Below are 18,963 nucleotides of genomic sequence, written 5' to 3'. Positions count from 1 at the left end.
CATAACCATAGACAAGCTTACCCGCTTACCCTCTATAAACGCTATCACATGTTCCAGCCTCTGGTTCATAAAAACAATGGTTTTTAAATTGACCAGCAAAAGGTTGGCCGTACCATGTCGGCGGACAGGGACCGCTTGGGTTGAAATACCAAAGGCCGTATTTTGCTGGGTGCTGCCTCCAAAAATCTAAATTCTTTTTTGCCAGCCTTTTCTCAGTCGACCTTGCTCGGTTATAAAAAAGATTCCCTTTTTGAACAGCTTCGAAAGAATAATTTCCTCCTTGAACGTGATAAATGACATCTCTTATTGACCTTACATCTCTGAAGTCTAAGCAATCCGCTTGGGCACGATTAACGATGATATTCCCTACATATAACATCCCCTGTTTGCCTTCACCTTCAGCCTCTGCTCTCATCATCCTTGCCATTAAGGCCACGTCTGAATCGGTGTATTGTACTCTTGGCATTTTTTCACCCCAAAAGTATTGTATGAAAAAAGCCCGTATTGATGTCATTATTTTAAATATTTCCTGATTTTCCACCCTGACGTCCTGTAGATCATCTCTTTAATGGAACAAGCCGGATTCCCGTGATTTCATTTTTACCTGCTTGGTCCTCTTGTGTAAGGGTCCTTTCAGGAATATACCGATCACAAGAAACACACCAGCGAAGATGCTTAAGAACGTAAGATCTGTTTGAACACGAGCGGCTACGATTCCTCCTACCGCTTCACGCATTAAATCAACGGCATACGAGAAAGGAAGAAATGGATGAATCGTTTGGAAGAACTCAGGGAGCAGCGCTACTGGATAGGTTCCTCCAGATCCGGCAATCTGCAGAACTAGCATAACGATAGCGCCCGCTTTCCCGACATCCCCAAGTACAGACACTAGTGTAAACACAATAGTCATAAATACAAAACTAGTGGCTAAACCAAAGAGCACAAAGGGCACAACCGCGCTCACGTTAACATTCAATAAGAACACATTCCCTAATGTGACGACAAGGGTTTGTAAGAAACCAATACTGACAAAGGTTGCAAGTTTGCCGAAGTACTGTTCAAAGCTGCGGTATTCCGCCATGCCGACAGGATCTGTTGATAATAAAGAAACAAGTAGTAAAGCCCCCACCCATAAGGAGAGAACGGTATAAAACGGTGTCATACCTGTTCCATAGTTTTCGATGGGGAACAAGGCATTTTTATTCAACGTGACCGGTTCTTCAAAAAAGTTTTGCTCTGCACCCGGGTCATTTTTTAACAGATCAATAATTTCATTAATATCTGTTTCCCCTTGAATCTCACGGATCCGGTCGGCCATCTGATTCACTTTTTCATTGACGTATGGATACTCATTCAGCATATATTCGAGAATATCCTGCCCTTCTTGAATATGGCCTTCCGTGTTGTTCAATATGCTTTCCACTTCAGGGATGGTGGATTGAATATCGGATAAGATCGACCGTGCATTCGAAAGAGTCTGCTTCGCCTGCCCAATCTCCGCCAGCACTTTCGGCTCAATGTTTTCGTTATACTCCGTTAAAAACGCATCAATCTGATCGGCCGTCTCTCCAGATCTCTCTTCCAAAGCCGTAAGCGTATCATTGATTTCCTTTTGCTTATCCGTTATTTGCTGCTCTATTTGACTACTATCTGATTGAATCGTTGTTAACGCTTCTTCAATGGCTTGAACATCAGCAATCGCTTGGTCGATAGTTTCCTGAGGAACGGTTGAATTCCCCTCATTATTTTCGCCATTGTTACCTTCTTGATTTTGTTCATTGTTCTGCTGTTGTTCTTTCACTTGCTGTAGCAATTGTTCTACAGCTTGAAGGTTCTCGAGTGACTGGCTGGTTCGATTGCTAATCCTGTCTTTGATTTCCGTCACTGTTTCTAAGTCCAAATCTACAGACTGCACATCTTTGAGAAATCCATTGACATCTTCCGCTGTTTTTTGCGCTTTTTGTAAATCCTCTTTCACTCTTGGAGACAATTCGTTTAAACGCTGTTCGGCCTCATTGATAAAAGCCGTCGTTTCATCAATCGTACTGAGCCCCTGACTTGTCGTTTGTTCGGCCTGCGGAATCAGATCCTGCACATCATTGATGACAGATGCGGCCCTTTGTGAATCTGAATACGCACCTGAAATTAAATCATGGATTTCCGGCAGGTTTTCTTCCAATTTAAACACATACTCTTCAAACCGTTTAATGTCAGGAAGATCGTTCTCTAATTCCATGCCAAGATCATTGAACAGTTCAGCTACCGTACCATTCACTTCGGAAATAAAGTGGCTCGTAATCTGGTCTACAATGACACTTGCCCCTTTCTCCGTAATCTTCGGGGCAATGGCATTAATCTTTTCGTTCACATAATATTCGACTTCGGATTTTTTCGGTTCATCACTTATGACACTTCCAAGTCGTTCTGAAAAATTTTCAGGAATAACGATAACCGCATAATAATCCCCGTATTCAAGCTTGTCCATCGCTTTATCACGTTCGGTAAACTGCCAGTCAAAGCTATCTTCATCCTTTAAATTCTTAACCAATTTATTCCCGACATCAATTTCCTTCTCACGGACAGTCGCCCCTTCATCTTCATTGACAATCGCTACGGGAAGCTGATCGGTTTGACTATAGGGATCCCAGGAAGCCTCAATATTAAACCAGGCATACAGAGATGGAAGGATGGTCAAACCGCCAATTAAAATAAGCGCCACCCAGTTAGTGGAAATGTTTTTCCAATCATTGCTGAATATTTTCCATATGTTTTTCATTTTAGATGCTCCTATACGTATGTTCTCCATGATGAATGGTGGATGATTATATTCCACAATTTTACTTTCATTTAAGCTCCAAAAGAAATTATATAGGATTGTTTGAAAAGTAAAAAGGAGAAGGCACTGGATTTTATCGTGAAGCAGCTGCCGAACCCGCACTGTAAAAAGGATGGCTCTATTAAAAAAATTTATTCCTTCTCCCAAAAACCGGGACTGTTCTTTTGTTCTCACCTGTTTTTTGCACTGTCACTCTAATGCGTTATTGTGACGGGGTCTGAGCTCGATAAATCAATTTGCTGCTTCCTAGTTAAAACACTTTTTTCTCTTGGACATTTGACAGGTCCGACTTTTTAGACGATCTCCCTCCTCTTACACTGAAACTATGCATGATGATACCGATGATAATGATCCCTATCCCAGCCATAGCCACATTCCCAGGTAACGGACTTGCCAAAAGTAGGCTTTCCCCGCCCACCACAAATAGAACTTGTGTAGATTGTGTAGCTTCAACAGCGGCAAGCTTACCTTGATGAAGTCTTACTCGATCTGTCGCAATAAAAAATAAGGTGGTTGCAATGACTCCAGAACAAACCGCTACAATAAAGGATTGGATGAGCTGTTCTTGTGAGGGAGCACCGACTTTGAACAAGGCGAATAAACAAAGAATCAGCCAAAATGGAAGACTCGCGATAGTCATTCCTAACACTCGCTGAAATGTATCCAGACGTCCCCCACAAAGCACCATCATCTTACGATTACCAAGCGGATAGGCAAATGAGGCCACTAACACAGGAAGTATACCTGCTAATGCCTCACTGAAAGTCAAATCGCTCACCTTTTGAAATTGAATCAGCATAACCCCGATGAGGATAATGGTCGACATAAGAAGAGCCTTTTTTTGTATCTTGTGCCGATGGGTGGTAAGCCCATTTTCGGTTTGGACGGTCGTGTAAAAAAGAGGAGCAACTAAAATACCGCCTAAAATCGTTACCTGCCAGGTACCTGCTACAAGCCAGCCAGGTCCATAGGCAGCCGCATACGTTAATGGCGCATAAAAGAGCACAAACCCCACAAAGCTCCACCCTAACCATTGAAAGGGATGAGTTCTTATCTCTAAGAGCACTTGTTTTATGTTATGTCTTATTAGTACAATAAATAATAAAAAAGGAACCATGAAAATAAAGCGTAATGATGAGCTCCACATCCAGCTTCCACCAGACACCTCCATGGAACGATTCAATACGAATGTAACGGCAAAGAACATAGACGCTGTAATCCCAAGGAAAATTTCCTTCATATAAAAACCAACCTCCCCAATTCAAGTATATTAAAATATACAATCAGTATAGCATAATATACCAAAACCATTTTGTACAAAAAATAATAGAAATTAAAGGGGGACCCAGTGTGAGCGATTATAAAGTATCAGAAGCAGGAAAGATTACCCAACAAGTGGGGATGACATTAAGGGGGATCCGGAAATCCCAGGGCATGAGTTTACAGGAGTTAGCTGAGCGAACGGATGTCAGCAAACTAACATTAGGAAAGATTGAAAGAGGAGAAGCGAACCCTTCCTTAACGGTGATTTGGAAGATCGCTAATGGTCTTTCTATTCCCATCTCGGCTTTACTCGCTGAGAAACAAGAGGTGGTTCTTTCAAGAAAAAACGAAGGAAACAAAGTATTGAGCGGCAATGAAAACCTTACCCTTGAACCTATGTTCACAAATAGCGGCTACGGGTCCTTAGAAACCCATCGCGCTTTCCTAAAGCCAGGGGGCGACTATTTCGCAGAGGCTCATCAGCCAGGTGTGATTGAATATGTAACTGTTATGGAAGGAAGCGTGACGGTTCACATTCAAGAGAAGACGTATGAATTAAATACGTATGATTCCATTAAGTTTAATGCAGACCAAAGACACGGCTATATAAACACATCTTCCCTGCCAGCCGTCTTGCACTTTGTTATGATTTATTCGAATCAAATCTAAAGCCAAAAGCGGAGCCAACTATTTATTAGGCTCCGCTATCTATATGTTCAGATCGATACATTTTTCTCATTTATTGAAACAAGTGATGAAACAGGCGGTCTTTATCTTCAAAAAATTGTTTCATGATCGAGTAATGACTCGTCGCTTCCAAAGTGGTTTCTTCCATTCCTTCTTCTGTAAGCTCCAAAATCTTTGCCCTCGGGAAGGCCATTAAAATAGGGGAATGGGTAGAAATAATAAATTGTGAGCCTTGTTGGACAAGATCATGGATTCTTGCCAACATCGACATTTGACGCAATGGCGATAACGCTGCTTCCGGTTCATCCAATATGTACAGCCCTTCCCCTTGAAAACGTTCCGTAAAAGCAGCAAAGAAAGATTCTCCATGGGACTGTTTATGCAAGGATGTCCCTCCATAAGAATGGATGGCCCCTATTTCTTCAATATTGGTGGCAACATTATAAAAGGTTTCAGCCCTAAAGAAAAAAGAATCTTTCGGCCTTCTCCCCCCTTTCACCAATTTGAGATACTCATCCAGATTGGAGTGAGAGTTATAAGTCGAAAAATTAAAATTTAAGGTACCTCCTTCTGGATTAAAGCCGAAGGCGATGGCTATTCCTTCCAGCAAGGTAGATTTTCCCCTTCCATTTTCTCCTATGATATAGGTGACATTGGGATGCAGCGACACCTCTTGAAAGTTCCGAATTACCGGGAGATTCATTGGAAATTGGCGATAAGAAGTGATGTGTTCACGTTTCAAATCGATGGAGCGAACATATTGGGAGTGTTGATTTAAAACAGCCACAGATACCCCCCTTTCTTCATTTTTTATATAGTTACTTCATGACTTGTTTATCTGTCGGCATAACCACAGCTGCAGCCAGATAGATCAGCCAGGTGATGCCGCCTGTAAAGAATCCGGATACAACGACGACAATTCTCAGGATACTTACATCAATATTGTACAACTCACTCAATCCACCAAGGACGCCTGATAATTGTTTTTCATCTGTAGAACGGTAGAGTTTTTTCATTAGGATGACCTCCTCTTATTGTTTCATGCTTTCACTGTTTACGATAGAAGCCCCTTTATAGTTTCGCTAATCCCTCCTTTACGGTTCACCTATCCCAATGGCGAGAACTAGAAAATACATAAAGCCAAGAACCCCTCCATTCAAAACTGTCCCCAGAATGATGCCAGTAACTATCTTGGAAAGAAAGGCAGAGACAATGCCGGCAATGAATAGGGTCCCTATGGGTAAAAACAAACGCAGATCTGCATTAGGACCTCTCATAATAAAAAGTAACAGCGCATTCCCAGCAACCATCGGCAAAGAGATTCATACCCACTTATTCATAACGCCCTCCTTTTATTCTCTCCCCTGATTTTATTTTCTCTCTTCCTGTACCATTCATAAAATTCGCTGGCCCAGGCATTCGGCACATCATCCATAGACGTATGTCTTACAGGGTTCTCCCGGTTCACCATATTCACAGAAGCCAACCCTAACTTCTTTTGAAATAGATTTCTAGAGACCATTACCTCTAAAAGTTTCTCTCTCTTTGTTAAGAAGAGGTGAGATGTAAATCCACCAAATTGGAACTGTATAGCAGACTCATCCATGACATACTTGGAGTGATAATAATTGAGAATTCTAGATACGCCAATGAACACGAAAAGAAGCACCGAGGCCATAACCCAAAATGACTCAAAACCGAACGGATCAGGTTTGACAAAGAAAAGAATGACCGTACTAATTATCCCCAGCCAGCTCACCCTTAACAGCCGAACCCAAAATGCTTGTTTAGGCAGTCTCTCCATGTGCCCCTGCACCTTGTAACCTGGTAACAGCTCCTCAATCAGCAAATGAGCCCGGTCTACAGATAGAAAAGGGTACAGAGAACTTACATCCGTATCCTCCTCACTGCCGCCCGCACAGATGAGCTTCACGCCTGCAAGTCCCATCAGCCTTTTCATAAATGTTTGCTCGATTAAAACGGCCTGAACTTTCTCTTTGGTTATTGAAAAGTAACTCTCATCAACGAACCCTTTGGTGATATAGATTTTATCCGGATCCGATGCTATCTCATATTTTCCATATTTCACTATTGTCCGGCCTATGCCGAGTACGACGGCCGCAAGTATAAAAACAGTCACAGCAAAAACGGTAAGAAGAACAGAATCCAGAATCGTTGATAATACCCCCTCCGTCTTGGATTCCCAATGAAAGTCTTCCATTTTTGAGAGTAAGGAGGCACCCAGAGGGATGATAGCTAAAAAACTGAACGATGTAAAAGATGCCTTAATGATTTCCTTTTTCGATGATGTGAAGTGAACCGCTCGATCCACTTTCTCCCCATCCACCTCATCTGTATCTATTTTCGTTGTTTCCCCTAGCACATTCATTCCCTCCTCCGCAGATTCCGATGCAGGGGGATGGAATTCAGAGGAGGGTTGTTCTCCCTTTTTGTGTTCAATTTTCCGCTCAATTTTATCTGCTTCGGAGACATCCAGGGCCGGAAATTTAATCGAACTTTCCTCTCCCTGGACACTTGTTTCCAGTGTGAGAGAAGTGACACGAAACATTCGATGTAACCACGTATTTTTTCTTTTCACATGTTGCACTTTTGAATAAGGAACCGTTTGCTTTGTGGTCGTGAGATAACGGCGTGTTATTTGAAGCGTTTTTTCTTCCAACGTATACGTCCGGGACTTCCATTTAATCGGAATCGAAATGAGGCTGAAGATAAAGAGACCCACCAGCGCATACCGACCATAAAAGAACATCCAAGAATCAGATCCTCCTTTTATGATAAAAAGGAATACAAAAAAGAATAGGCTGTTTTTTATCAACCTTCCCATCTCAAACACCATCATAAAGGGGTGAAACCGTCTGCTTGCCTCCATTCTCATTCCTCCTCCACTTTTGCATATGTCGCAATCTGATTTCTAAGCTCAAAAGCGACTGCTTCAGGTAAAGCAGGAATGACATGAATGGATCCCATCGTATGAATTTTTATCGAATACAATTGATATTTCCTAAGTAATGGCCCCTGGTGCGTGGAAACAGACTGAATCTTCGTCATCGGTATGAGCTGATGTTCCTCATGGAGTGCACCTGATTTTAATTGTAGGAATTCTTCATTCACATCATAACGCCAGTGTTTATATAAAAGCACAGCTTTAAAGAAAGACCACACAGTCCCGCTCACAGATAAGATTGTAAGGGCGATTAATAACCATGTGGCCCATCCATACCATGAATAATGAGAGTCAAGAAAGAACAAGACACCAAGCAAGATGAATCCCGTCACGTTGATTAACGTTTCGCTGATCACCCAGACCTTCACACTGTCCTTGGATAATTGTTTCGTTGGGGAACTGATAATAGTCTGCATTTTACTATCTCCTTATAAGCATAATCCTTTCATTCTTCTTTACGACAAAAATTTACATTTGGTTTCAAAAAAATAGAAGGACTCAAAACAAGTTTTCTTACACGTCTTAATAAGGATTCTCCTTCTTCACGTAAAAAGGCTTAGAGAATTTTCCTCTAAACCTTTCACATAAATGCTATGATCCTTCTTTAACGGAAATCCTAAAAGACCCTAATTCTCGGAACGTTCGGTAAATAAGTTCTCTTTCATCGCATATATAGCTGCCTGGGTCCTGTCGTGGACTTGCAGTTTGCTCAATAGATTACTCACATGAGTTTTAACCGTCTTTTCTGTTATGTACAAATCGCTAGCAATCTCTTTATTGCTTTTCCCAAGGGTAATGTGATAGAGAACATCCTTCTCTCTTTTCGTTAATTTAAAATGGACATCGGGTTTCTTGTTCCCCCCGTTCCCATTCATCTGTTCCAAAAGGAGATTGGTAGCCTTCGGATGCAGCAGCTTTTCGCCTATCGATGCGGCCTGTATCGTTTTCACTAGTTCATCTGGGTCGACATCCTTCAATTGATACCCAACTGCCCCTGCCTGCAGTGCAGGAATCACGTGGTCTTGATCAGAATAGCTTGTAAGAACGACAACTTTAGCTTGCGGATACCTCTCCCTCAACTTCTTCGTCGCCTCCACACCGTCCATCACAGGCATCATTAAGTCCATCAACACCACATCGGGTTTTAGTTCTTCATAACATTTCAACGCTTTTTCACCATCTTCAGCCTCTCCGACGACCTCGATATCGGCCTGTGTGTTCAAAAAAAACTTCAAGCCTCTTACGACAACCAAATGGTCATCCACAAGTATTACTTTAATGGTCATCATTGCTCCCCCTTCATTCATTTCGATACGGCAGGAAAATACTCACTTTTGTCCCTTTTCCCCGTTCACTTTGAAAGGAAAAAGTCCCACCTAAGAGTTCCGCTCTCTCTTTCATGCTTGTTAAGCCGAGGGTTTGTCTACTTCGACTTTTTGGTTCTTCGACCCCTGCCCCGGCATCTGTCACGATCATCCCGACCCCTTTTTCCGTTTCATAAAATTGAATGGCGGCCACATTTATTCCCGCATGCTTGGCGATATTGTTCATCGCTTCCTGGCCGATTCTCCAAAATGTTTCCTCCATTGTCCGGGACCAATCGGGTAAGCGTTCCACATCAAAATGGAGTGCCAATCCAAGGTGTTCCCCATACTTTTTCATTGCTGACAACACCCCTTCTTCAAGACCAACCGGACGAAGCTGCCAAATCAAGGAGCGCATTTCTTTCAAAGATTTTTGGGACATCAACCACATCTCATCCATCAGTTCCCCGAGGGAAGGATCATACTTCGTCACCATTCCCTTCGCCCCTTTCGCTGTCAGGGAAAGGGAAAACAATTTCTGGTTAACCGAATCGTGCAAATCTCTCGCCAAACGTTTCCGCTCTTCATGAAGCAGCAGTTCCTGACGTTTTTCCTGCAGGATAATACTTTCATACACGAGGGAGAGATGTCGTGCCAACGCCTGGAAAATTTCCTGCTCACGAACGCGGAATACTTCGCCTTTGGCTGGACTTATCCACACCACACCTAATACTTCTTGCTGCCGTGTAATAGGGACAACGGCTAAGCTTCCTTCTTCTCGAACTTCCGCTTCTGTTTGATGGGCGAAAGCAAATGGTGGTGGATCACCCGTCCATTCTTTTATGTGAAAACCAATGGAAGACCACTGAAAGATGTCTCCCCCTTTGGCACAAAATAGATCGCGAAGCTCTTCCAAATCGTTTGCCGCCCCTAAAATACCCACAAGCTCATTCAGTTTTTCATAATTTTTCGCCCGCTTCTGTTCTTCCTGATAAAGCCGAGTGCGGCGAATCGCTGTACCGATCTGATAACCGAGAGACTGAAGCAGGGTCAACTCTTCCTCAGAAAAATTCTCCTTGCTTGGGGAAGCCACATTTAATACTCCGAAAGAATCTTCCCCGTCCCCTAATGGGATGGTCGCATGGTGTGTAATCCCATTGGTATCGCCCCATGAGTTTTGGATGGCATCATTCAATCGCTTACACTCAATAATATTAACCGGCCGGTCCAATTTTCCATTACGGTACCGGCTTAAACAATAACAATCACCACTGCACATCGGCTGGTACTTCCCCCAGGACAACGCAGGCGGCAAACCGTGATGAGCGGCTAACACATAGTCTCCCGGCTGATTCACAAGAAATACCCACCCTGTCTCCAATTTCGTTAGTTCGAGCAGCTCCTCTAAAACACTCTGAAGCATCATCGTCATGTCATTACACCGATTGAGTGTTTCTGCGATCACTTTCATTATGTTCAGCTCTTCTACACGTTTAAATTCACTCATCCCGCCCCTCCTTTCTAAGCGATTCCTCTTTACATAGACGAAAATGAAACAGACTCTTGGCATCTGTTGGATATAAAGTCCCTTACCAGTTGATCGAGCTTCGTTTCTTTTTGTTCAGAAAGTCCACCGCTTCTAAAATCGATCGGATCAAAAATCAATTGCTCTGGCACCACATCTGCATAAAGCCCACGTCCCACTGTGCGCATTTGGTTAAGAGCATTGATCCCCCCTTTTCCTCCACCAGAGACAGCGAGCAATAAAGTAGGTTTCTGGTGAAAGTGATGGCTGCTTAAAAACTCCAACACATTCTTCAACGCGCCACTCATCCCATTATGGTATTCCGGTGAAACCCAAATAAAGGCATCCGCTTCCTCTGCTACCCTTCGAAGCCATTGAACAGATGGATGTCTGCCCTGCTCCTCTTCTCCATTAAATAAGGGAAGCTCCAACACACTTGTATCAACCAATGTTCCTTTTAGCTTATGTGCCAATTGTTTGGCTACCACTTTAGTTAATCCGTTTTTTCTAGGTGTTCCACTAATGATCGCTATATTCATTTCTCATAACCTCCTTATCTATAGATTATGGGAATATAGCTTTATCCGTATCAGGGAGAAGGGGGAATCTTTTCTACAACTATGGACGGAAAACAAATGTTCTTTATCCATTCATACAAAAAACACTTGAACCTTTTCAGATTCAAGCGTCTCTCGCTTTTCACTTACGAAACAGGGAAAGTATTCTTTCAAATGCGCCTTTCCCATGTTTGACAGAATGTTCAAGTCTGTGGTTGAAATCATTTTGGGCACGCCATTCCTTTTTTTGTTCCTCGCGCATCTCCTGAATTTCTTTTTGCAGAAACTCACTCTTCTCCTTTTCCTGATTCAACAACTCCTCATATTGTTCCTTTTGTTGCTGCATCATTTTATCCATCTTCGTGTGGGTCTTTTGGGAAAAGTTCCCGACACCTGAGCTAATAACATGGTGATCCTGTTTCAATCTTGCCACAGTGGTTTTCAACTCGTTCATATCATTTTGCAACTGCACGTTCATCTCTCTTGATGCTGCTAATTCACTTGCAAGGAAACGGAACATCTCTTTCATCTGAGCGGAGTCTTGGATTCCGCCATCATATGTATCGGATAGCGCCAGCTCACGAGTTTCATAACCGGCAAGCAGTGCCTGCTGTTCCTTTACAATTTCTTTTGCTTCATCCTCTTTCGGCAGTTCCGTATCACGGATTTTCTTCAATGCTTCTACATCTGACTTTACAAAAATCCGCCGGTCGCCATCTTTGAAAAACTCATAACCGTTCTGCTCCAAAAGCTGCCCATACCTTCTGACTGTCGTCGTTGCGATACCGACCTCTTCTGCCACTTCTTTGGTGGAAAAAGCACGTTCGTTCGGTTGTATATCGTGTCGCATTTCGGGCCTCCTTTTCTATCAATATGAAGGGTTTGCGTACGTTTGGCAAACATCGTTATCTCTATTATAAAAGGTTTTTGTCCATCTGCCCATCACATTCCGTTTTTATTCGACGTCCGTTTACAAATATCTTAACAAACCACCTATCTCTTCTCACAGGCTCAGTCTTTTTACTTACCATCCAAACGAATCCTCTCATCCCACGGGTGACGAGTCCCCTTTTCCAAGTTGTTATAGAAATTTCTCCATCCGTATATCTGCCCACATTTGCCCATTCCAGTAAGTAAAATCAGGAATTCTTGCCATCTCTTTATATCCCAGTTTCCGGTACAATCTATGCGCGTGTTCATTGAATTCAAACACGCCTAGTTCCACCCGCTTGATTCCGCGCTCTTTGATTCTCTCTTCTAGATAACGCATCGCTTCAAAGCCAATCCCCCGCCCACGCCCGGCGGGTTCACCAATAGAAATCCCGATCCACGCTGAATGCTGCCTTTTGCTATATAAATGGCCAGGATTCACCATAAAATTCGCTTCTCCCACAAGCTCACCATCGGCAAAGACCAAATAGATTTCATGATGCTCAAGTCGCTGCCGGAGACTCTCCACGCTAACCTGATGTCTGCTTTCCAGAGCTTCCTTATCTTTATTAGGACGGATCATTGGAATAAGATCCGGATCATTTTCCCAACGGTGGTAAGCTTCGGCAATGGCCTCCGTTGGTTCAGATAATTGTTCAAATGTCGTGCCCATGATGCCCTCCTTTAATCTCAGACGTTCCCCCGTCTATTTTCCCATACTATAACTTTCGGCACTTCCCCCCGGTATATGGGAGTATCTTTCATAACCAGTTTCTGTTTATTGAATCTGAGCCGGCCCCGTGCTAAAGCACAGGCACCATTTCAAGCGCATAGCCGAACAGGAATAAGGATTTTAAAAAACTCGTCTTTTGACTTTTAATAGCCAAAGGACGAGTTTTTTTTCGTATCTCTCTACCTTATTATATCGATCATTCTCCTGACAAGCTTTCAGGGTTTAGTGGAAGTTTCTTCTTCTTCTGCTTAGCTTATCACAAAAATTCTATTCCAACCCGTTTGAATGACTCCCTAGTTCCATTTTTTGAATGCTTTCCACACTTTTCTCCACTTTTGTTCTCCTTGAGAATCAGATTCAGAACGCTGTTTTTGCCATTCGTTATAACTGGCAATTCCAATCAACACGAGACCAGCGATTAATAAATAGACCCACCAAGGAACATTGCCCCAATAAGGACGGGTTTGATAAAGAATATTGAAAATCATTACCCCCATCCCGACTAGAAAATAAGATTTAATCCGCAGTTGCATCCCCGTGACCATGGACAGGAGAGAAAGCCCGCCGATGATCCACGCATCCCAGATGGTGTGACTTTGTATCGCATCCACCACAAGATAACCGGCAATGAAAAGAAGAGCAGCAAACTGAACCCAGTTCATCACTTCTTTAGAAGCCGACCAAACGCGTCTTCTTAACAACGTCAGGACTCCTATGATAGGGAGCACTTCAAATTCTGCTAAAAACAAATCAGGAGCTGGCTCGCGATATGCTTCCAATATCATCAGATAAACCACATACATACTGGCAGCTGCTCCGCTATAGAAACTAGAACGCACCCATTTTTCAAACCAGCGGTTCGCCCCAAGGAACAACCATCCGCCTAACAACAGCACAGGTAGAATACGGATCCACACACTTTCATCCCAAACCGTGTACCGGCTTAAATAAGCGATGTAGGCAAGAGCTGCCCATGAATAAGCGTCTGCCCTTGTGCCGGGACCGACCAGACGCTCATGGAAAATCCTCCCCATTCCTGCAAGGGCTGCGATACAAGTAACAAGGGCCGAGGTCAGAGGTAAAAGGCTCCAGGAAATATCCGCCTTTTCCCAAACAACAAGTGTTAACCCCAGGGGAATGAAGCGCACAAGCCACCATTCTCTCTGGTGAAGAAAGAAAAGAATGAGCACGGCATAGCCGAGACCAGTCAGCAACACTGGAGGTCCTGTCACAACCTTTTCGGTAACGATCATAATCAATCCGAAAATGGAAAAAGGAACGATATACCCTTCCACACGTTTTTGCCAAAGGGGTGGGATCACCCACCAAAGGAGAGAAAAAAGAATGCTGCTCACGAAAAAAGCGTATTCCTTTGGAGTGTTTTCCCATAGACCATAGGTGCTCGGCACTGTCAGAATCTGCAAAAATACGTTTGACATTGCCGCATAAAGCATTGTCTGTACTTCCCATTCCCGTACGGCTGCCCATGAACTGAACAAATAAACCACGAGCGGGACGATTAATATAAGCGGGTGAACAGGATTTGAACCCATTTGATTCAACAAGATAAGTCCAATGACTAAGGGCTGGATAATATGACCGAGCCAGTAAAAATACGGACGTATTCCGGGCCATTTCTTTTCTCCTGCCTCCCCTATAACAAGAAGAACCACAGGGGCAAAAACAAGATAAGTAAGTACAGATGAAAAGGCCAATAATCCGAATGGTTCGATTAACGATAAATAAAAGGCAAAAGCAACAATAGAAACGCATCCCCAAAGATAAGACTTACCTGTAAATTGAACGAGCAAATACATCATAGCCATACCTACGAACAATAACAACGGACGGACGACCATCACATCAACCTGAACATTCGTAAATAGGGAGAGCATCGCCAATATATACGTCCCTTGGGCCACATAGAACGTTGAATTTGAAATCATGATTTCCTTTAACCGCCTCCATATATAATGGAAGGCGATGAGAATAAGGGCAGCAATGGCTAGATGAGAGGATATAGAAAAGCCATCTTCATAGGCTGGAAAGGACTCAAGTACTTTCGGGTAAAAGGTGACAGCAGCTGAGACTAACGCCATTGGAAGTACCCAGACGGCGGTGTTGCTCGTCTTTGTATTTATTGTCCCTCTTTTTACATAGTAAGCCGTAATACTAACCATCAGCAACATCAACGAGCTGTAATCGTACCGTGCTTCACCAAGACTAAAATACAAACATCCTGTCAGCATGAACAATGCGGTGTAAAAACTACTTTCTTTGACTGAAGCTAACCACCAGGACCTTGTCCAGACCCCCACATATAAAAGAAGCAGAATCGCACTAAAAAACAGGAAAACAAACCAGGGACCTGTCTGAATGAAGTCCCAGAGCTGTGCCATGCTTATGAAAAAGAAAACCGGTGTCAGATAGGTGAATAACACATAATTAGTCAAATGGGAAAGAACCAGATAATTGATCGTAATTACGCCATAAGCTGATAAGAGAATCCAGGATCCGGCTTCTTCCTGAATCAAAATGCTCTCATACGTCATATAAAGAAACGCTAAGAAAGAAACCACTCCGCTGGTATACCGGAACACTTGATTAATAAACGTATGCCTTTGGAACGCGTAAGCAAAACCAAGATACAGCATACCAACCAGCGCATAAACAAGTTCATCCATGACGACAAGGGGCGTATTTTCAACAAGCTGGTATACGGCGTAAACAATCATTACGGAAAAGACAAATTGATACTCCCGCGTTTTATAGACAAATACCATTGCCATGTAGACAGTAGCTGTCAACAAAACGTTGAAACTGTAGAACAGTTCACTTTCGAAAAAGAACAGCATCAATAAGGTGGAAAGGACAAGATTCAACTGTGTAAACAATGGAACTTCTGTGGTAAATAATTTAAAGGTACCGTGAGTTCGATAGCGTGTATAGGCCCAAAGTAACGCTGCATTATAAAGCATCAAACCAAAATAGAATATATCCACCGACAACGGAAGCGCACCGAGGGCAAAACCAACGGAAAGAGACAAAAACAAGAGTGAAATCCACACATATAGGCGAGAACGGTGGACAAAGGCATGACGAATATAAAGGGGAAGCGGAAGCCCTGTCCCTATCAAACCAAGCAAATGTCTCCCTTTTCCAAACAAAGAAATGGATGAACCGAGAAGCTCAAAATAACCGACCGCAACGATAATGATCGGTAGTAAGAGGCTGCCCAACGTCAAAAACGCAAAAGCCGTCTGTTTAATCTTCAAAAAGCGTCCCGTTCCATAACTGAGAATAAAGAAAAAAAGCGAGACAAACGAGATGGAAACAACTTTTGTGACAGCCCCCATCTGATCCCACTGGCTTGTAGCCACAATCAATCCTGTCACAAGTAAAATCGCCACACCTAAAATGAGTGACCATGTAATATTACGCTCTCTTATCTGTTCTGGGGTGCGCTCGTTCTTCTTCTTTTTGACAAGCAGCATAGGACGCTTGGACTTGACTGGTTTTGCCCGTTCACTAGTTGTAACCTGCTCACGAATCGTCGGCTCTTTTTTCTGGGATTTGGAATCAGCAAGATAGGCACCGCGTGCATGAAGGAGTCTTGTAAATTCCTCATTCGTTATGTAGCCATTTTTTCTCATGTGCTCAAGTTCTTCTCTAAAGACTTTCTGTTTCTCCTCCTTTGATAAAGACACCGCTCTCCCTCCCTCAAATTTTATGTGTAATTTTACACTTGACTATAAAAACCATCCTGAATTGTTCTATTCGTCATTGTAGATAGATATGTAAAAGGGCTCTTTTCATCGTGTATATTTTGGAATATTTTACTAACTTTATTGTAACATGTTTCTTTTGGTTCCCTGCACAAAAAAATCTCTCCCACCATGTGGGAGAGATTTACGGGAAATTATTGGGGGTCTTAGATGATTTCATCAAGCGTTTTCTCAAGTGTCGGATACTTAAACTCAAAACCAGCTTTCTCTAAACGCTCAGGAACAACCCAGCGGCTTTTCAAGACGAGTTCAGTTTCCGTTTTAATCAACGCTGATCCGATTTCAAGCATCCACTTAGGTGCAGAAAGTCCGAAATTTCGGCCAGCTTTCCCTCTCATTTGCCGCATCAATTCATCATTGGTTACAGGGTTTGGGGATGAACAATTGAACACACCGTCCCATTTTTTGTTTCCTTTCAAAAACCATGTAATTCGGAAAAGGTCCTCCACGTGAATCCAGCTGAACATTTGTTTTCCAGACCCCTGTACACCACCAAGCCCGAACTTCACAAGGTTTCGATAAGGGGTCATCACGCCCCCATTTTCTCCGAGCACAATCGCTGTGCGTAAAGCTATTTTTCTTGTAGCAGGCAAATCAATAGCAAAAAAGTTTTCTTCCCAGTTTGTCGCTACATCAACGGAAAAACCCGAGCCGATTTCACCTTCATTTTCAGTCATAGGCCGGTCCTCTGCATGTCGGTAAATGGTAGCGGTACTTGAGTTCATCCATACTTCTGGAGGATTTTCACACTGCCGTATAGCTTCGCCAAGAATGGTCGTGGTGACTATTCGGGAGATCATAATTTCGTTCTTATTTTTTGTATGATAACGGCAATTAACAGATTTCCCGGCAAGATTGATCAGAATGTCTGCCTCTTCGAGAGCTTCGATGATCCCTTCCTTGTCATCCCAAGATCGATAGCCTTTTTTCCTTGAAATCACCTCGACCGTATACCCCATCTCTTTATATCGGCGCTGAAAATATTCCCCTATGAATCCTGTTCCACCTGCTAAGACCACTTTTTTCATCTGGTAAAACTCCTTTTTTATCCAGTCATTTTCTTATCCATTTCAGAAGCGTTTTTTTAACGACTCCCCATTTATTTTAGGAAAATTTAGACTCCTTGTACAATTTTTATGAGCAAGTGACCATACTTTCCAAACCACTTCCCCTCTCCTTTCATCCACATACAGGAACTCCGATGACAGAAAAAGTTCCCCCACCTATACTAGAATTAGAAAGTCACATAAAGGGGGCTGTCAGAAGGTGAAGATTTTAATAGATATTAATGAGCAGTATGAAGAAACAGAAGTAACGGTTCGCTGCAAAAAAGTGGATCGTGCGAGTAGAAAAATTCTGGATGCATTAGAAGAAGAAACCAACCTTCTTATAGGTACTTCAGGTGAAAGGCAGCACATTCTAAAACCGGATTCGATAGATTTCTTCTACACAGAACTAGAGATCGTGCACGCCTCAACAACAAACGGGGATTATAAAATGAAGGAAAAACTCTATGAACTGCAGGACCGACTTCCCTCCCAACAGTTTATCAGGATCTCCAAGTCCGTCATTGCCAACTTATATCATATCAGTCATTTTGAGCCTTCCTTCCACGGGACAGTGATTGTCTATTTTCACTCTGGGAGAAAAGAATATGCTTCTAGACATTATGTCAGGAAGATCAAGAAAATATTAAATATGAATAGGAGGAATCGATCATGAAGACGTTTTTATTCCGAAGCTTTATCGGCATCTTTTTTGGCGCTTTTCTCGCTGTCCTTATGACTTATTCCATCATACTCTTTGGAGACATACGGGTCGTTGACGGTGATTTGTTTATCCGCCATTCACTTGGCAGTATGTTCTGTGGCTGGTTTTTCTCCGTGACTCCTTTATTTTTCGAAATAAGTAGACTTACCCTTCTACAACAGACTCTTTTACACTTTGGGACCGTCTTCCTTCTTTATTATGTATTGAGCTTTGGAATCGGCTGGGTCCCTTTAGATTTCACAAGTGCACTGATTGCGATTTTACTGTTTCTCACCATTTATCTTCTCATTTGGACCGGCTTTTATATTTATTTCAAGGCCGAATCTAAGAAACTGAATGAGGATTTAAAACATTTGCCTTAAGAACTGAACTTGCGCTAGATCCCTGTCCTATACAAAGAAGCTTTCAGCAAAAAGACCACTCAGCTTCTTTATGTCTGAGTGGTCTTTTTCCCTATAAAGCAAGAAGCTCTCCATCGGCGTCATAATATTCTAATACAGCATCGACATAATAGTAGAGTAAGCATCCAGCGCCTTATCACATTGCTGCGATAGGTTTCCTAATGCTCCTCTCCGAACCGGACTTACACGTCTCCATGTATCCGGCTC

General features: G+C 42.8%; 18 protein-coding genes. 3 read left to right on the top strand and 15 right to left on the bottom strand.

The features are described from left to right. Positions 1–25: 25 nt before the first annotated feature. The 3 genes from BLW54_RS18855 to BLW54_RS18845 all read right to left on the bottom strand — a co-directional run bounded on the left by BLW54_RS18855 (position 26) and on the right by BLW54_RS18845 (position 4,076). Positions 26–466: a cell wall hydrolase gene (locus BLW54_RS18855; RefSeq protein WP_035510811.1), complete on the bottom strand. Its 441-nt coding sequence runs from the start codon at positions 464–466 to the stop codon at positions 26–28. 99 nt (positions 467–565) lie between these two features. Continuing rightward, entirely contained in the window at positions 566–2,776 is a 2,211-nt protein-coding gene (locus tag BLW54_RS18850; protein ID WP_208598929.1) for a YhgE/Pip domain-containing protein, read from the bottom strand. Positions 2,777–3,086: 310 nt separating this feature from the next. Beyond that, positions 3,087–4,076, bottom strand: a complete 990-nt coding sequence (locus BLW54_RS18845; protein WP_074736253.1) for a DMT family transporter — start codon at positions 4,074–4,076, stop codon at positions 3,087–3,089. A gap of 110 nt (positions 4,077–4,186) precedes the next feature. Here BLW54_RS18845 and BLW54_RS18840 point away from each other — a divergent pair, with 110 nt between their 5' ends. Then, entirely contained in the window at positions 4,187–4,768 is a 582-nt protein-coding gene (locus BLW54_RS18840) for a helix-turn-helix domain-containing protein (protein WP_074736251.1), read from the top strand. Between the two features lie 70 nt (positions 4,769–4,838). Here BLW54_RS18840 and BLW54_RS18835 read toward each other — a convergent pair whose 3' ends face one another. The 12 genes from BLW54_RS18835 to BLW54_RS18780 all read right to left on the bottom strand — a co-directional run bounded on the left by BLW54_RS18835 (position 4,839) and on the right by BLW54_RS18780 (position 17,613). After that, a complete protein-coding gene (locus BLW54_RS18835) occupies positions 4,839–5,573 on the bottom strand; it encodes an AAA family ATPase (protein ID WP_074736249.1) in 735 nt (244 codons plus the stop codon). A gap of 31 nt (positions 5,574–5,604) precedes the next feature. Continuing rightward, the gene (locus BLW54_RS18830; RefSeq protein WP_035510360.1) at positions 5,605–5,802 is read right to left on the bottom strand and encodes a PspC domain-containing protein; all 198 of its coding nucleotides are present in this window, start codon (positions 5,800–5,802) and stop codon (positions 5,605–5,607) included. 78 nt (positions 5,803–5,880) lie between these two features. Beyond that, positions 5,881–6,096, bottom strand: a complete 216-nt coding sequence (locus tag BLW54_RS18825; protein WP_074736287.1) for a hypothetical protein — start codon at positions 6,094–6,096, stop codon at positions 5,881–5,883. A 26-nt stretch (positions 6,097–6,122) separates the two neighbouring features. Then, entirely contained in the window at positions 6,123–7,676 is a 1,554-nt protein-coding gene (locus tag BLW54_RS18820; RefSeq protein ID WP_074736247.1) for a PH domain-containing protein, read from the bottom strand. A 2-nt stretch (positions 7,677–7,678) separates the two neighbouring features. After that, positions 7,679–8,167, bottom strand: coding sequence for a PH domain-containing protein (locus BLW54_RS18815; RefSeq protein ID WP_074736245.1), 489 nt, complete (start codon positions 8,165–8,167; stop codon positions 7,679–7,681). Between the two features lie 210 nt (positions 8,168–8,377). After that, complete coding sequence (locus BLW54_RS18810) at positions 8,378–9,037, bottom strand: response regulator (protein WP_074736243.1); 660 nt, start codon at positions 9,035–9,037, stop codon at positions 8,378–8,380. 13 nt (positions 9,038–9,050) lie between these two features. Further along, positions 9,051–10,562: a GAF domain-containing sensor histidine kinase gene (locus tag BLW54_RS18805; RefSeq protein WP_074736241.1), complete on the bottom strand. Its 1,512-nt coding sequence runs from the start codon at positions 10,560–10,562 to the stop codon at positions 9,051–9,053. Between the two features lie 29 nt (positions 10,563–10,591). Beyond that, positions 10,592–11,119 (bottom strand): NADPH-dependent FMN reductase, encoded by a 528-nt coding sequence (locus BLW54_RS18800; RefSeq protein ID WP_074736239.1) that lies wholly within the window; start codon positions 11,117–11,119, stop codon positions 10,592–10,594. 160 nt (positions 11,120–11,279) lie between these two features. Further along, positions 11,280–11,987: a MerR family transcriptional regulator gene (locus BLW54_RS18795; protein ID WP_035510343.1), complete on the bottom strand. Its 708-nt coding sequence runs from the start codon at positions 11,985–11,987 to the stop codon at positions 11,280–11,282. Positions 11,988–12,218: 231 nt separating this feature from the next. Then, a complete protein-coding gene (locus tag BLW54_RS18790) occupies positions 12,219–12,740 on the bottom strand; it encodes a GNAT family N-acetyltransferase (RefSeq protein ID WP_035510341.1) in 522 nt (173 codons plus the stop codon). 353 nt (positions 12,741–13,093) lie between these two features. Continuing rightward, positions 13,094–16,507, bottom strand: coding sequence for a hypothetical protein (locus BLW54_RS18785; RefSeq protein WP_074736237.1), 3,414 nt, complete (start codon positions 16,505–16,507; stop codon positions 13,094–13,096). A gap of 224 nt (positions 16,508–16,731) precedes the next feature. Beyond that, the gene (locus BLW54_RS18780) at positions 16,732–17,613 is read right to left on the bottom strand and encodes a TIGR01777 family oxidoreductase (RefSeq protein ID WP_074736235.1); all 882 of its coding nucleotides are present in this window, start codon (positions 17,611–17,613) and stop codon (positions 16,732–16,734) included. A 238-nt stretch (positions 17,614–17,851) separates the two neighbouring features. Between BLW54_RS18780 and BLW54_RS18775 the strand changes: the two genes are divergently transcribed. Both BLW54_RS18775 and BLW54_RS18770 read left to right on the top strand, forming a co-directional pair. Next, positions 17,852–18,307, top strand: coding sequence for a LytTR family DNA-binding domain-containing protein (locus BLW54_RS18775; protein WP_074736233.1), 456 nt, complete (start codon positions 17,852–17,854; stop codon positions 18,305–18,307). Beyond that, positions 18,304–18,717 carry a DUF3021 domain-containing protein gene (locus BLW54_RS18770; protein WP_074736231.1) on the top strand — a complete coding sequence of 138 codons (414 nt, stop codon included), beginning with the start codon at positions 18,304–18,306 and terminating at the stop codon, positions 18,715–18,717. The genes BLW54_RS18775 and BLW54_RS18770 overlap by 4 nt, the downstream gene beginning before the upstream one ends. The last annotated feature ends 246 nt before the right edge of the window (positions 18,718–18,963 follow it).

This window comes from Halobacillus karajensis (genome assembly GCF_900108515.1).
Lineage (GTDB): Bacteria > Bacillota > Bacilli > Bacillales > Halobacillaceae > Halobacillus > Halobacillus karajensis.
This window is presented reverse-complemented; position numbering and strand designations above follow the sequence as displayed.